Here is a 13846-nt window from a genome sequence, read left to right on the forward strand (position 1 = left end):
GGGTATCCTAACCTTGGCTTAGCTCAATCATACACCTATTGCATTCATATGCACGGTGAGCCTAGGAGGATACCCTTATGTTTTGTCCTGTTTGTAATGGCTTTCAATATTTGCATGTTCGCTGCTCCTCTTGCGATAGCGCAGTTATCGATTGCGGTCGTGCATCTGATCTGACGAGCCCTTACGCTCCCTATGAACAGATCGAAGACGAGCCGCTCATAAATAGTGTGCATGTGCAAAACTCTTTATCTTGCAAGCATCTTGTATATTGTCAGGCCTGCAAGCTTACTGCCGAGGTTTGGGTGAAGGAAATGTAGTCGCTCTGCTATCTTGAAGAATCGCGACTTTTTATGCTGTAATTTTGATGTTTTCTGGTTTGAGTCGTCTGCGTGTCATTTCGATGGCTAACATTCGAATAAACTCGGGTTCCAATTCAAACTGCACAGCTGCATAATAAGTGTCTACTAACATTTCGTCAGACAGTAGCTCCATACTACACACCCTTTCTTCCATACTTTGGTTACTACTTTTTCATAGTAGCATGGCACTATTAGAAGGACAACAGTCCCGGTTATACACAAGATGTTGTGGATACGATGTGAATAGCATGTGTATATACGTCGAATTTTAAGCATTATCAAGGTGGATAATGTGGATAGAGTTATCCACAGGTCTTTTTTACATCCTCTCAATAAAAAACTTTAATCGCTTTATATGAATCTATTAATGGAATATATTGAAACCTCTCCCTATTTCCTACACTAGCCCACATACAATCACATAAAAAAAGCCCCAATTGGGGCTCATATGAGAAATGATTCCTTACCAATTCAATTCATACTGCTCGTTTTCGATCCATGAGGAAGTCGTATAGTCTCTGCCGCGCACAATAATCTTATTTGCGTACACGTCAACCTGATAACCTTGGCTGCCCTCTTTGTACTCGTCCTCATTCGTCCATAAATAAGCGACCGATGCCGTATTAAATATGGTCGCCGTTTCACCTTTTCCTTCAAAGCAGGTATGTCCCGCTTCCAGCTCCCAATGGGTATGTCCGTTAAACATGATGGTCTGAGGATGCTTTTTCAATATTGCTTTCAATTCTTTGTCCTGAGTCACACCATACCAGCCCTGCTCCTCGAGCGAGCCGGCAACCGTATCCTTCAGCGGCTGATGCAGGAACAAAAATACCGGCTTTGATGCTGATGCCTGCTCACCAAGACGCTCATCAAGCCAGTCAAGCTGCTCTGTACTCAAATAGGCGAAATCCTTTAATCCTTGCTCCGAGCCAAGAAAAATAAAATGATAGCCCTCCAGCCATCTATCATAATATGGACCTTTCATGCCGGTGCTAGATTCATAGAGTTTAAGTTGATTGCTCCATTCACCTAAAAAAATATCATGATTGCCATACGTAAGCAGCATCTCTGGCAGTCCTGCTTTGTTTGCTTCCCAAATGCGGGTAAACTCCTCATATTCAGGTCGGAGTCCATGATCCGTCACGTCTCCAACATGCATTATGCCTATACTGTTAGAGGCATATGCAGCAATATCAAGAAGCGCTTGCTCGAAATGCTTATTGTGAATATGATCCCGGTCATTCGTAACATGGGTGTCCGTAATGACTTGAAAACTAATAATTGGAGACAGCATTTTATTCCTCTCCCTTTCTGCTTGCATTTAATGGTTTTTTACACTCATATTCAAGCCCACTACTCCAACAACGATAACAGCGATCCAGAGCAATGAGGTAATAGGCAGCTTTTCATGAAAAATCGTAACGCTGACAATCGTAATGAGAATAATGCCAATACCTGACCAGATCGCATAGGCAACGCTCACATTCATATAAGATAGAGCGAAGTTTAGCATCGTGAAGCTGACACCATAAAACAAAAACATGAGTACAGAGGGCCAAAATCGTGAAAAGCCCGCTGAATATTTCATAGAAACGGTTCCTGACAGCTCTAATACGATAGCGAGAAGAAGAAATGTCCATCCCCAGCCCATTTCACTCTTCATTCACTCGTCTCCTAATCGTTAGTTCACTATAAGAAGCAATAACTTCATCTGCATTAGGAAGCGCCTTGTGGACGCGAGATCCTTCGGCAACATCTGCGATACCAACTTTTACACAAGCCCCAGCCGCATGTCCCATCCGCATATCTCCATTAGTGTCGCCTATAATCGCAGCCTCCGAACAATCAATTCCAAGCTTCTGGCAGGCCAGCTGCATCATATCCGGAAACGGCTTGCCTCGCTCAACCAAATCAGTGCCGATTACGACATCAAAATAATTGCGAATTCCAAGCCACTCCAAATGTTTTTTTGCAGCCTCCGTTTCATCAGCAGTGACAACGCCAAGCCTAATGCCATGCTCTCTGCAGCTATCCAGAAAATCAATGCTTCCAGGCAGCGGGAGAGCTGGGCGCGAGAGCTCCAGCTCAATATCCGCTTGCTTCTTGCAATGCTGAACATGCTCCATCGCTTCTGCCCACGATACGCCTTGGCTGTACAACTGCCAAGCAAGCACTGCATACAAGTCATTCATCGTGCCCATAGCAAGCGGACCATTTCGATCATAATCGATGATCTTGTTGTCAGCATCATGTTTCGTGCCCCAAAGGCTAGGAATTCGATCAAGCTGAAAAGGAATTCCTCGGTGCTCTAGCTGATTTTTTAGCTCAATGAATATGAACTCGCTCCAGCTGCCCCACATCCCGATGAAATCCAGCAGCGTTCCATCCTTGTCAAACAAGATGCCTGACACCTTGTATGCTCGATTATTTATTATTAAGTCAGGCATATTAACAATTCCTCCTATTTTAATCTGTCGAGCTCCTTCTGTGCTGCTTCCTTCGCTTCCTTGAGCGCTTTCTCAGCAGAAACATTTCCGATTTGCACTTTATCAGCTGCAATCTTAAGCGAATCGTTTATTTTGCCGCCTGTCGGGTCCTGGAATGGCGCAGATGCATGAGCTGCCTGCATAAGCGGCACTTTAATTTGAGGGTTTTTCTCGCTGAATGCTTTGTATTCCTCGTCCTCAAGTGCGGATGAGCGAACTGCGATATAGCCCGTACCAATCGACCATGATGCGGTATTTTTCGTTTCAGAGAAGAACGTAAGCCATTTGTATGCCGCCTCTTTTTGTTCTTCACTAACGCCAGATGGAATGCCTGCCATAATTGCACTTGCAACAGGTTTGCCTGCACCTATGCCGTCCCAGCCCGGTTGCTCCATTGCCCCAACGATATTGAAATCAAGATCACCTTGATCGCCGCTTGATCCCGTATAGCCTGCAGCTTGTCCCTTCATAACATCGTCGATCGTTTTGTACCAATATTCCCATCCTTGGCCGCCGGAGTGGATCGTCATCACTTTATCTTCATGAATCCATTTGCGGAACATCTCCCATGTCTCAACCCATTCTGGAGAGTCAATCATCACGGTTTTGCCATCATCACTTAGAACGGTACCGCCTTTGCCTAATACAGCATCCATCATATTTTCCATGCCCCACATCGGCTCCCAGCCGTAGAAGCTTGTTTTTCCATTCGCTTTAACCGCCATCTTCGACGCCGAAGCAGCTAAGCTTTCCCATGTCTTAAAATCTTCTGTTGTAAGTCCGCTCTTCTCAAGTGCATCCTTGCGATAATACATGACCTGCGTCGTGCCATACATCGGAAGGAAATATTGTTTGCCGTCCAGCTGTCCTTGCTCAAGAAATGTTTGTACAAAGTCTTCTTTATTGAAAGAAGAGTCAGCACCAATTAATTCGCTCATGTCAGCGAATAATCCTTTTTTTGCCCAGTTCATATTAGAGGAAAGAACAGCAGCAGGCGCTTGCTTCGCTGCAATCGCAGCTTGGAGCTTCTGCTCGGTTTCGGAGTAATCCGCTTGGGCGATCCCTTTCACGATTACCTCCTGCTGCGAGTTGTTGAATAAGTCGATTTTTTCCTTCATCGTTTCGCCAAGCTTGCCGCCAAGCCCATACCAGAACTCAATCGTAACTGGCTCTTTAGGAGCAGGAGCTTCGCTTGCCTCATTGGTTGGATCTGCATTAGCTCCATTATTCGTTTTCGTATTTCCTGCTGTTTGTCCACACGCTGCCAGTACCGCAAAACTGGTTACCATCATCAGAGCTAAACCTTGCTTCATTTTCAACATTGTAATTGATTCCTCCACTCGATTTGTATAAAACAACAAGCAAAGCCTATTTTCTACCCTTTGTTCACGCCAACTGACATATTGAAGCTTTTCATAATCGTCTTCTGCGCAAAAAGAAACAGCACAAGCAGCGGGATAATCGTAAAAGAACTTGCCGCCATAATAAGCGGCCACTTCAAGCCATAGGCTCCTCCTTCCACAAAGAAGCTTCTAAGGCCAGCCGAGACTAGCTGCAGATTCGGATTTTTCGTGATCAGCATCGGCCAAAAATAGTTATTATAATGTTCAATGAACGTAATAAGAGCGAGCACAATAAAGGAGGAACGCGTCACCGGAATAAGAATCGACCATAAAATCCGCATGGATGACGCACCATCGATTTGCCCTGCCTCTACCAGTTCATGCGACACCTGTAAAAAAGCTTGTCTGATCAAAAAAATGGAAAAGACGCTGACGCAGTTGGATAAAATGAGGCCAGCATAGGAATCGAGCAGGTGGAGCTTGGCCAAAATCATATAGCTCGGCAAGTAAACCGCTGTGCTAGGAATCATATAACCAAGCATTATGATTGCTGTGATGGCTTTCTTCAATCGAAATCGCATATGCGTCAAAGCATAAGCCATCATCGCAGAATTCAGTGCCTGCAGCAGAACAATGACTGAAGCTACGAGAATGCTATTCGTTAAATACCGCCAGAAAGGCGCTTCTAGCCAAGCAGCCAAAAAGTTGCTCCACTGAGGAGAACTTGGCCAAAAGGTCGGCGGGAATTGCCATATTTCATCATTTGTTTTGAGCGCGCTTGTAATCATCCAATAGAATGGAAAGGCCATAACGGCACTGAAGAGCAGCAATAACAAATGCCTGATCGTACGTCGAAAAACATTTTGAGCTTGCATAACAATCTTTCTCCTCTCCATGCGGTTGACGATTATGAGCTGTAATGAACGGTTTTACGGCTGATGGCAAAGGATACGATCGATAGCACCATACAGATAGCTACGAGCACAACCGCCACAGAGGAAGCTTCTCCGATATCAAACGACTCAAAAGCCGATTGATAATACATATATAGAAGCGTTCTTGTTGAACCGGCCGGGCCACCCTGCGTTAACACGTTAATTTGATCATAAGCTTGCAGCGCCGATATCGTTTGTACAATAAAAAGAAAAAAGGTCGTTGGCGATATTAGCGGAATCGTAATATATCGAAGCTTGCTCCAGCTTCCCGCTCCGTCCAGCTCTCCAGCCTGCAATAGCTCTCGCGGCAAATTTTGCAAGGCGACTAAGAAAAACACCATCGACCAGCCCATCAGCTTCCAGATGGTAACGATCAGCACCCCTGCAAGCGCCCATCTCGTATCTTGAAGCCAGCCAATTCCGTCAAAGCCGAACCATCTCAGCACCGTATTGGCCATTCCTACTTTAGGTTCGAATATCCAAGACCATACAATAGATACAGCAACCGTTGGTGTAACCCAAGGAGAGAACAATAACGTCCGGTATATAACCGAGCCCTTCATCTTCCGGTTAAGCAACAACGCTAGCGCGAGTCCAAAAGCCATCACCGGTAGCACACTACCAAGACAAAAGAGGAGTGTTACGCCAAGGGATTGATAGAATGCTGAATTATTGAACAAATAAATATAGTTTTCAAAACCTACAAATGTTTTAACGGGACTCATAAAATCCCAATCCGTAAAGCTCAAATAAAAAATAGTTCCCAGCGGGATCAACCAAAATACAATCAATGGAATCATAGCCGGCAGCGTGAACAATAGAGCCTTCCATTCCTTAGCCATATCGCGTTTTATCATCTCCTGTTTATCGTTCAATTTTTTCTTAATGTTTGCTATAATTATCATTAATAACTCATTTTCACCTCTATTGTTCAAAAATTATTGTACACTCAGTTTAGAACAGCCACATTATCTGAACGTTAACGTCTGATAAAGATCTTGTAAAAGAGTTGTTTTCCTGAAAGATTCACTTTCAACTAATATTGTTGCTGTATAATGAATCATAAAATCTTAATCTTGTAGGTGATGTTGTGAAAAGAGCTTCCACCAGCGATCAGAATAGTTTGCCCACGACTCAGGAGCAAATAAGAGGAAAGATAATAGACGCTATTGCCCAGACGATGGATTTATATGGTGCTAATTATTCATTCGGACAGCTTTACGGCATCATGTTTTTTGAAGATAAACCGATGACACTTGAAGAAATGAAGCAGCAAATGAATATGAGCAAAAGCAATATGAGCTATGCCGTTCGATCCTTGATGGATTCAAAGATGATAATGAAATTGGATGAAAAACTGGAACGCAAAGATTTATATGTAGCGGAGACTGACTTTTTCCAAGCCTTCCAAAACTTCTTTGCTGCTAAGCTGCAGCGCGAGATCGATGTCATGCTCGGTGCAATAAATGAGGTTATTCCTCCGTTGTCTGAAATCATCTTAGATATTGATACGGAGGCTGAGGAGCGGCTCCTATGCCTAAAGGACTTGAACAAACTGCGCCACGGTATTGAGTATTACAGCTGGCTTCAGCAATTCGTCGACGGGCTTCGTAACGGAGAGTTTTTCCGCCAAAATGAGACCAAGCCCGATCTTTAGCTATGAATAAAGCAAAAACGGCTTCGGCACCCTCTGGATGCTGAAGCCGCTTTGACGGAGAAATATAAGAGAAGTATGAGAAAATAATCTACTTTCTTATATTGAACAAAAGGATGCTAAGAAGTGATTTCCACTTCTACGCATCCTTTTGTTTGCCTGTTATTGCGGCCTTGTATTCACTTCAAATATCCATATTTTACCTTGTTTATCAATACCGTAATCAAACCCTAACTGGCCAATTCCGGGGTACTTGGCTTCAAGCACATTTGTCGATAATACGGTAAGCTCACGCATCTTCCGCTTCTTTTCCCCTACCTGTGCTGAAGATAGGGATCTGCTAATCCCGTCTGCTGCTGAAACCAATGTGCCGCCTCGGCATAAATYAGTTACGAACAGCCCTTTTCTAGCAATTCGCCCTACAATTGCACGATAGACCCAGCCGTTATCCGTCTTCACATATTTTACTCGGTAATCAATAGGCCTGCCGTCCACCGTTGCCAAATATATCCCTTTTTGAATAATATAAGCACGGCCTTTACGTTGATTGTTAAGCGATCCTACTAAAGCCGCAAAACTAGCGAATCGTTTCGTCTGCGAATAATAAGTATAGGTATACCCATCGCCGTATCGCGTAACCTTTATAACGCCGTGTCCGCCAGCACCGACTACTGGCTTAACAACAACCATTTGATGTGTATCCAACATGCTTCTGAGGTTATTGGCCGTAAATCTCCTAGTTGGAGGAATATGCGGTGCGATGCTGGAATGAGAGAGCAGTATTGCCGTCTTAGCCCATTTGCTAGCTAATTGCCTACCCTGATTATCACCCAATGAAATCTTTCCCCTTTCCTACCTCTTCATCCATAGCATATGACAGAACACTATCTGTCTCTTGGATGAATGACATAGGTTAGGAGCCTTTATTACCAAGCTTACCAACAATCGCTAGCCATTTGCCTCGTTTCGTATCCGTAGAACCTTTTACTGGACCAATATTCGTAATCCGTACTGGATTAATTCCACAAAATTGAAGTGTTGCTTTCTTCATTGCGCGATGCCCTGGCTGACCGTATACAAAGCGGTTGTACCATACTGGTGTATCCAGTGTAACGATCAAGCGAGCTGTTTTGCCAGACAACAGCTTATCCCAAAATATAGAGCCTTCACGATATTTAAAAGCGAAACCTGGCAGCAGCACCCGATCCAAAAAACCTTTGAGCAAAGCCGGCAGCGTCCCCCACCAAGTCGGATAAATAAAGACGAGATGATCCGCCCACTTCATCGATGCTTGAGCTTCTAGCAAATCCGGTTCAAGCTCTGTACGCTTCGCATAGCCGAAGGCAAGATTAGGATTAAAGCTTAGCTCATGCAGCTGTATGATTCGAACCTCAGCGCCCCCCTGCACCGCGCCGTCAGCATAAGCCTTTGCCAAAGAGCTGCAATAGCTGGTAGGGTTGGGATTTCCTTGAATGATAAGTATTTTTTTGTTTGAGCTCACTTTGGCTCCACCACCGTTTCAGTTAATAAAATAATTGCAAGAAATCTAATCATCGGTACTTATCCTTGTCGTGATTCTCTTTGACACTATTCAGAAGTTCCGTCTTGTAAAATGAGCAGCATAAATGTATAAAAATCTTCTTTCTCGAATGCACGAGCTGGTGATGAAAGCGTGTCGGCTAACATAATGTTCCGAACGCACATGCCGTATGAAAGCATTACGCCTTGCTCCGCTGCTTTACGCGCATCCACGGTTTGAGCAATGAGACCCTCTTTTTGTCCGCTTTCTATCCACTCTAGCAAGGTCGCTGTTGAACGCTCGTGAAATTGCTGCAGAACACTTGCAATACCTGGCTTATCCTTCTGACTAAGCAGATAAGTTAAGATTTGATTAGCTACACTATCCTTCTGCTGAAGCTGATCAAGCCCCTCAGTAATAGCAAGCAATGGAGCTGTAAGACTGCAGCTTTTCTCTATCGTAAGCAGGAAGGAATCATTAATGAGCTCCACTTGCGAAGACAATATAAGTCCAAAAAGCTCTTCTTTGCTTTTTACATAATGATAGATGGCACCTTTGGACAATCCGGTACTAAGCATAATTTGCTGCAATGTGGTATGTCGGCAGCCTTTTTCCTGAATGAGCTGCTCTGCTGTTTCCAACAATAATTTATAACTCGCATTTGCAGTGTAATCTACCATAAGCAGCCTCCTTTATTATTAATTGTTTATTATGAGTTGCAATCGACGATAAATTATTTAAAAGGACAGAAGACCGTCGGTCGGTTTGTTGATGTCTCTATAATACAGACCGCTGGTCGGTTTGTAAAGTGGTATTTTATTTTTTCTTTTCACAAAAAAAACCGGCAAGCTGCCCTTTAAGGGTTGCTTGCCGGTTTTCTCTAATTTATTTGCCTGATTGTTTCTCGAGTGCTGCCTTAAGCTTATCTGCCAAGCTATTGGACATCGACGTATTATCGCTATACTGTTCAATCAGTTTCTGGTTTTGCTTGCGATTCACTTTGCCGCTTTGCTTATCGCCAAGCATTTCGATGACATTGCATGGTTTGCATTGTGCAAATTTACCTGCTTTGCCGTCTTTAATCTCCATCTTCTTATGGCATTGCGGGCAGCGCTTATTGGAGAGCATTGGCTCTGCTGAACGGCGATAGCCGCATTCACGATCTGAGCAGACGAGCGATTTGCCTCGTTTTCCGTTAATTTCGAGCAACGGCTTCTCGCATTCAGGACAACGTGAATGGGTCAAATTATGCGGTTTATATTCCTTCGTCTCAGCAATAACCTCAGAAACCCATTTCGCAGCCTGCTGTCTAACATTTTTCATAAAGGCAGCCGGGTCGCCTTTACCTTTCGCAATACGCTCCAGCTCCTGCTCCCATTTTGCTGTTAAATCAGGACTTCTGAGCTCGTTTACTACGAGTTCAATCAGCTGCTTTCCTTTTCCCGTTGGCATCAGCTTGTTTTGCGTCCGAGTTATCGTATCTGTTCCGAGCAGTTTTTCAATAATATCAGCTCTTGTTGCCGGTGTTCCAAGACTGTGCTTCTCCATGCGAGTAAGCAGTGTCGCTTCTGTATAGCGTGCTGGCGGCATTGTGCGAAGCTCGCGTACCTTTTCCTGCTTCACAGGGAGCGATTGTCCGATGGATAGCGGCGGAAGCAGCTGAGCAGGCTGTCCGTCGGATTTCCCTTGACCTGAGCCCGCTCCGTCGTCGTCATCCTCATCTTGAACGGAAGAATAAGCATCTGATTGATAAATTTCCTTCCAGCCCTTTTCTTTCTCGATCTTCCCTTTTGCGTATAACATATCCTTGCCTACAGCAAGCACAACACTCGTCTCATCGTAACGATAAGGTCCATAAAATAATGAAATAAACCGTTTTACGATTAAATCGTATAATCGGCGCTCATCATTGCTTAGAGCAGACAGATTTACGAATTGTTCTGTAGGAATAATAGCATGATGATCTGTTACTTTACTGTCATCTACAATTCGCTTCGTTATTGGAAGCTGCATTCTGACAAGCTTGCGAGCCAGCTGTGTGTAAGGCCCAACAGCGATGCTCTCTAACCGTCCCTTTAAGGTAGGAACCATATCGCTCGACAAATATCTGGAATCTGTACGCGGATACGTAACCAGCTTATGCTGCTCATAAAGCTTCTGAAGCACGTTGGACGTTTGTTTGGCCGAGAAGCCCAGACGTTTATTTGCATCTCGCTGCAGCTCAGTAAGGTCATAGGCCTGGGGATGCGGCTCCGATTTCTCCAAGGTGCGAAGCTTGCTTACCTTTGCAGTTCCCTGCTTGATACGAGCGGCGATCGCATCAGCATCAGCACGGCTCCATACTCTTCCGTCATGTGCATCCTGCTCCCGCCAATGCGCAGAGAATGAGCCAAAATCAGCAGACACATTCCAATATGGCTGCGATTGAAACGATTGTATTTCTTGTTCCCGCTCCATCAGCATGGCGAGCGTTGGCGTTTGCACGCGTCCAGCTGCTAGCTGTGCGTTGTATTTGGTCGTTAATGCTCTCGTCACGTTTAATCCAATCAACCAATCCGCTTCTGCACGGCAAACGGCCGAAGCATACAAATTGTTATAGTCCTTGCCTGGCTTCAAGGTGTTGAAGCCGTCCTTTATCGCTTTGTCCGTCTGAGATGAAATCCAAAGACGCTTAAACGGCTTGCGCCAATGAACAAGCTCCATAATCCAACGAGCGACTAACTCGCCTTCTCGGCCAGCATCCGTAGCGATGATAAGCTCACTAATATCTTGCCGTTTACAAAGCTGAGCTACTGTACGATATTGCTGTGATGTTTCCTTCATAATTTTTAAATTCATTTTTGGCGGAAGCAGCGGCAAATCTTCCAAATTCCAAGTTTTATATTTCGGATCGTAATCCTCAGGTTCAGCCAGTGTCACCAAATGTCCCAGCGCCCAAGTTACAACATATTTAGGGCCTTCCATGTAGCCTTTATGTTTCTGTCCGCAGCCGAGTACACGGGCTATTTCCTTCGCCACACTCGGTTTTTCTGCCAGTACAAGCGATTTCATTCGGATTATTCGCTCCATTCCATTTAGATGCCTCATTCGCATCAATCATTATGACGAAACGATACCATAGGCTCGCAGCCTGCGCAACGCCTGCAGCCTTAACTCCCAGCATGCTGTAAAACCTTTATGCATCGATTTCGCATCCTTCCTATCGTATTGAAACACTTGGCGATTAGCAATCTATTCCTGCTATTCTTGTGAATTTTACTGCTATATTCTCGGTGTGATATAGTAGGTTCAGCTTATAAGAAAGCAGATTAAGAGCTAGGGAGCGTTGATGGATGAAGCTGCGTGTTGTTGCTATTGTTTTTGGTGTTTTGCTCTTATACAGCGGCATTTCCTTCTATATTGGCTGGAATGGGTGGCTGTTCTTATCTCATTTATTTCATTTCGAAAATGCGACAGTGTATACGATCATTGCTAGTGTCATTGCATTTTCGTACATTATCGGCCGGCTCGCTTACCGTGCGCCTTTTAAACCGGTTGCCGAGGTATTGAAGCTGATTGGTTCCTACTGGTTTGCCGTATTGGAATATGCCGTAATCATTTTGCCGCCTGCCAATGTTGTTGCCCTTATCTTAAAAGCAGCTGGCGCTGAAAAATCAATCTATATTGTCGGTGTAGGCGGGCTTGCCTTGCTTATTATGGCTGTACTCCTTATCCGCGGTTCTTGGAATGCATGGAGCCCAATTGTTCGAACCTATCATGTTCAAGTGCCAAAACCTGCTGGAAAATTGAAGAAGCTGCGCATCGCCATGGCTTCTGATCTTCATTTGGGTACAATCGTAGGCAATCGGCATTTAGTTAGGCTGGTGAACAAGGTTGAAGAAATTGAGCCGGATCTTATCCTGCTTCCTGGCGATATTCTTGATGATGATATTGAGCCTTTTCTTCGCAAAAACATGTCAACTGAACTTGGCAAGCTCAAAGCGCCACTAGGCGTTTACGCCGTAACTGGAAATCACGAATACATTGGCCGGAAAGTGCCAGAATTTATTGCGGCAATGGATGCAATCGGCATTCGTGTCCTTATGGACGAGACGGCGCTCATTGCTGACAGCTTCTATGTCATCGGCCGTAAAGATAAGGCGGCTGCGGGATTCAGCGGCAAAGGAAGGCTGCCTATTCAGGAGCTTGTCGCTCCTCTAGATCAAACTAGGCCGCTAATCATGCTCGATCATCAGCCTTCCGACATCGCAAGCGCCGCAGATAACGGCATCGACATCTCCGTATCCGGCCACACCCATCGCGGCCAGATGATGCCTAATCATCTGATTACGAGAAAGCTGTTTGAGCTTGATTGGGGTTATTTAAAAAAAGGCGGCCTGAACGCCATCGTATCATCAGGCTTCGGAACTTGGGGACCGCCGGTACGAATTGGCAGCCGGTCTGAGGTCATTCATATCGAGGTAGAATTCATAACCGTTTAAAAGGTTAACGAAAATAGCGGCAGCAATGATGTAAACCACTCTCATTTCCGGCTATCCAGCCTATGACGAGGGTATACACACAATTGCTGCCGCTATTTTTATATCTTTATTGTAGACTCCGAGTTGCCGCTTTGGCAGTGTGAAGCCGCTAATTAACGATTAATCTACATCAGCTATACGCCATTCAGCACCTTTTTCCTTGCTCTTATGGAACACATACACTGAGCTTCCACCGCTGTCTTCATTGTTCCTGATCTCCGAAACTTGAACGACAGCCTCAAACAACGACTTTTGCTCTTTAATAGCTATTGGTTGTTCGACCTTTATGCTTGTAATTGTGAATCCGGTAATGCCACTTGAATCTTCGCGTGACTTGCGTGCACTTTCCGTGTACAAGTTTAAAAAATCATCCCATTTTTTCTCATGCATATACTTTATTCGCAAATTAATTAGCTCGATAAGCGGCTTCTCTTCTTCCGTGAAAGCTGAGCTTTCCAAATACGCTGGCTCGAGTACTTCGTTATTCGGCGACTCAGACGACTGCATAGGAATGGGAGTGGAAGACTCGATTATAGGTGATGGCGACATGCTCTGTGTATTCTGCTGTTCTCCGTCTACTTGCTCGTCTGCTCCTTCTTTGCCAGAACCACTCACCGAATACGCATCTTCCAGCAAAGTCCAAATCTTCTTCGTGGATGATTTCCCTAATCGATAAAGCGTTCCAGTATCACCTGGCTTCATGAAATTCCCATGCTCGCTGYTCTTCGATATCCAAAGCAGGTAACGCGAGTCCCCTAAGATTACAGAATAGGGTGGTGCCGCGATATCGACCTTTCCCTTCATCTGCTTACCAAATCGGAATGCATATTCGAATGCTCGAATCGACTCTCGATCCTCCCACACCACTTGCGAGGTCGGCTCTGCCTGCTCGAAATCAAGCATGCGCTGGACGGTAACCTGATTCTCGTTTACCCGAAACAAAAACATCAAAATTGCAGCAGCCACAACTACGACGCCAATCAGAATGATGTAGCCACGCTTCAAATGCACACTTCCTTTCTCCAAAAAA

At 44.8% G+C, this 13846-nt stretch carries 15 protein-coding genes; 3 read left to right on the top strand and 12 right to left on the bottom strand.

The features are described from left to right. Nucleotides 1-77: 77 nt before the first annotated feature. A complete protein-coding gene (locus AC1DPK_RS01195; RefSeq protein ID WP_441876756.1) occupies nucleotides 78-317 on the top strand; it encodes a hypothetical protein in 240 nt (79 codons plus the stop codon). Between the two features lie 31 nt (nucleotides 318-348). Here the strand turns inward: AC1DPK_RS01195 and sda are convergent, their stop codons facing one another. The 7 genes from sda to AC1DPK_RS01230 all read right to left on the bottom strand — a co-directional run bounded on the left by sda (nucleotide 349) and on the right by AC1DPK_RS01230 (nucleotide 5965). Beyond that, nucleotides 349-492: a sporulation histidine kinase inhibitor Sda gene (gene sda, locus AC1DPK_RS01200; protein WP_076267563.1), complete on the bottom strand. Its 144-nt coding sequence runs from the start codon at nucleotides 490-492 to the stop codon at nucleotides 349-351. Between the two features lie 330 nt (nucleotides 493-822). Beyond that, complete coding sequence (locus AC1DPK_RS01205; protein ID WP_441876753.1) at nucleotides 823-1653, bottom strand: metallophosphoesterase family protein; 831 nt, start codon at nucleotides 1651-1653, stop codon at nucleotides 823-825. A gap of 27 nt (nucleotides 1654-1680) precedes the next feature. Beyond that, nucleotides 1681-2022, bottom strand: a complete 342-nt coding sequence (locus AC1DPK_RS01210) for a DMT family transporter (RefSeq protein WP_076267561.1) — start codon at nucleotides 2020-2022, stop codon at nucleotides 1681-1683. Further along, a complete protein-coding gene (locus AC1DPK_RS01215) occupies nucleotides 2012-2806 on the bottom strand; it encodes an HAD family hydrolase (protein ID WP_477509007.1) in 795 nt (264 codons plus the stop codon). The genes AC1DPK_RS01210 and AC1DPK_RS01215 overlap by 11 nt, the downstream gene beginning before the upstream one ends. A gap of 14 nt (nucleotides 2807-2820) precedes the next feature. Next, entirely contained in the window at nucleotides 2821-4167 is a 1347-nt protein-coding gene (locus tag AC1DPK_RS01220) for an extracellular solute-binding protein (RefSeq protein ID WP_477509008.1), read from the bottom strand. 53 nt (nucleotides 4168-4220) lie between these two features. After that, nucleotides 4221-5063 (bottom strand): carbohydrate ABC transporter permease, encoded by an 843-nt coding sequence (locus tag AC1DPK_RS01225; protein ID WP_076267558.1) that lies wholly within the window; start codon nucleotides 5061-5063, stop codon nucleotides 4221-4223. A gap of 32 nt (nucleotides 5064-5095) precedes the next feature. After that, nucleotides 5096-5965 carry a carbohydrate ABC transporter permease gene (locus AC1DPK_RS01230; RefSeq protein WP_441876741.1) on the bottom strand — a complete coding sequence of 290 codons (870 nt, stop codon included), beginning with the start codon at nucleotides 5963-5965 and terminating at the stop codon, nucleotides 5096-5098. A gap of 248 nt (nucleotides 5966-6213) precedes the next feature. Here AC1DPK_RS01230 and AC1DPK_RS01235 point away from each other — a divergent pair, with 248 nt between their 5' ends. Further along, complete coding sequence (locus AC1DPK_RS01235; protein WP_477509009.1) at nucleotides 6214-6780, top strand: GbsR/MarR family transcriptional regulator; 567 nt, start codon at nucleotides 6214-6216, stop codon at nucleotides 6778-6780. 159 nt (nucleotides 6781-6939) lie between these two features. Here the strand turns inward: AC1DPK_RS01235 and AC1DPK_RS01240 are convergent, their stop codons facing one another. The 4 genes from AC1DPK_RS01240 to AC1DPK_RS01255 all read right to left on the bottom strand — a co-directional run bounded on the left by AC1DPK_RS01240 (nucleotide 6940) and on the right by AC1DPK_RS01255 (nucleotide 11347). After that, a complete protein-coding gene (locus AC1DPK_RS01240) occupies nucleotides 6940-7611 on the bottom strand; it encodes a YheC/YheD family protein (RefSeq protein WP_477509010.1) in 672 nt (223 codons plus the stop codon). 79 nt (nucleotides 7612-7690) lie between these two features. Continuing rightward, nucleotides 7691-8278: an NAD(P)H-dependent oxidoreductase gene (locus tag AC1DPK_RS01245; RefSeq protein WP_441876732.1), complete on the bottom strand. Its 588-nt coding sequence runs from the start codon at nucleotides 8276-8278 to the stop codon at nucleotides 7691-7693. 86 nt (nucleotides 8279-8364) lie between these two features. Continuing rightward, entirely contained in the window at nucleotides 8365-8976 is a 612-nt protein-coding gene (locus tag AC1DPK_RS01250; RefSeq protein ID WP_477509011.1) for a TetR/AcrR family transcriptional regulator, read from the bottom strand. Nucleotides 8977-9181: 205 nt separating this feature from the next. Further along, nucleotides 9182-11347: a DNA topoisomerase III gene (locus AC1DPK_RS01255; RefSeq protein WP_477509122.1), complete on the bottom strand. Its 2166-nt coding sequence runs from the start codon at nucleotides 11345-11347 to the stop codon at nucleotides 9182-9184. Between the two features lie 281 nt (nucleotides 11348-11628). Between AC1DPK_RS01255 and AC1DPK_RS01260 the strand changes: the two genes are divergently transcribed. Further along, complete coding sequence (locus AC1DPK_RS01260) at nucleotides 11629-12777, top strand: metallophosphoesterase (protein WP_477509012.1); 1149 nt, start codon at nucleotides 11629-11631, stop codon at nucleotides 12775-12777. A 159-nt stretch (nucleotides 12778-12936) separates the two neighbouring features. Here AC1DPK_RS01260 and AC1DPK_RS01265 read toward each other — a convergent pair whose 3' ends face one another. Continuing rightward, nucleotides 12937-13827 (bottom strand): YhfM domain-containing protein, encoded by an 891-nt coding sequence (locus AC1DPK_RS01265; RefSeq protein WP_477509013.1) that lies wholly within the window; start codon nucleotides 13825-13827, stop codon nucleotides 12937-12939. Nucleotides 13828-13846 lie beyond the last annotated feature (19 nt).

The organism is Paenibacillus sp. 01T424, from assembly GCF_056398745.1.

What these genes read in the sequence shown, in the direction of transcription:
- AC1DPK_RS01195 (WP_441876756.1), top strand. Translation starts at nt 78, where the DNA reads ATGTTTTGTCCTGTTTGTAATGGCTTTCAATATTTGCATGTTCGCTGC.
- sda (WP_076267563.1), bottom strand. Translation starts at nt 492, where the DNA reads ATGGAGCTACTGTCTGACGAAATGTTAGTAGACACTTATTATGCAGCT.
- AC1DPK_RS01205 (WP_441876753.1), bottom strand. Translation starts at nt 1,653, where the DNA reads ATGCTGTCTCCAATTATTAGTTTTCAAGTCATTACGGACACCCATGTT.
- AC1DPK_RS01210 (WP_076267561.1), bottom strand. Translation starts at nt 2,022, where the DNA reads ATGAAGAGTGAAATGGGCTGGGGATGGACATTTCTTCTTCTCGCTATC.
- AC1DPK_RS01215 (WP_477509007.1), bottom strand. Translation starts at nt 2,806, where the DNA reads ATGCCTGACTTAATAATAAATAATCGAGCATACAAGGTGTCAGGCATC.
- AC1DPK_RS01220 (WP_477509008.1), bottom strand. Translation starts at nt 4,167, where the DNA reads ATGTTGAAAATGAAGCAAGGTTTAGCTCTGATGATGGTAACCAGTTTT.
- AC1DPK_RS01225 (WP_076267558.1), bottom strand. Translation starts at nt 5,063, where the DNA reads ATGCAAGCTCAAAATGTTTTTCGACGTACGATCAGGCATTTGTTATTG.
- AC1DPK_RS01230 (WP_441876741.1), bottom strand. Translation starts at nt 5,965, where the DNA reads ATGGCTAAGGAATGGAAGGCTCTATTGTTCACGCTGCCGGCTATGATT.
- AC1DPK_RS01250 (WP_477509011.1), bottom strand. Translation starts at nt 8,976, where the DNA reads ATGGTAGATTACACTGCAAATGCGAGTTATAAATTATTGTTGGAAACA.
- AC1DPK_RS01255 (WP_477509122.1), bottom strand. Translation starts at nt 11,347, where the DNA reads ATGAAATCGCTTGTACTGGCAGAAAAACCGAGTGTGGCGAAGGAAATA.
- AC1DPK_RS01260 (WP_477509012.1), top strand. Translation starts at nt 11,629, where the DNA reads ATGAAGCTGCGTGTTGTTGCTATTGTTTTTGGTGTTTTGCTCTTATAC.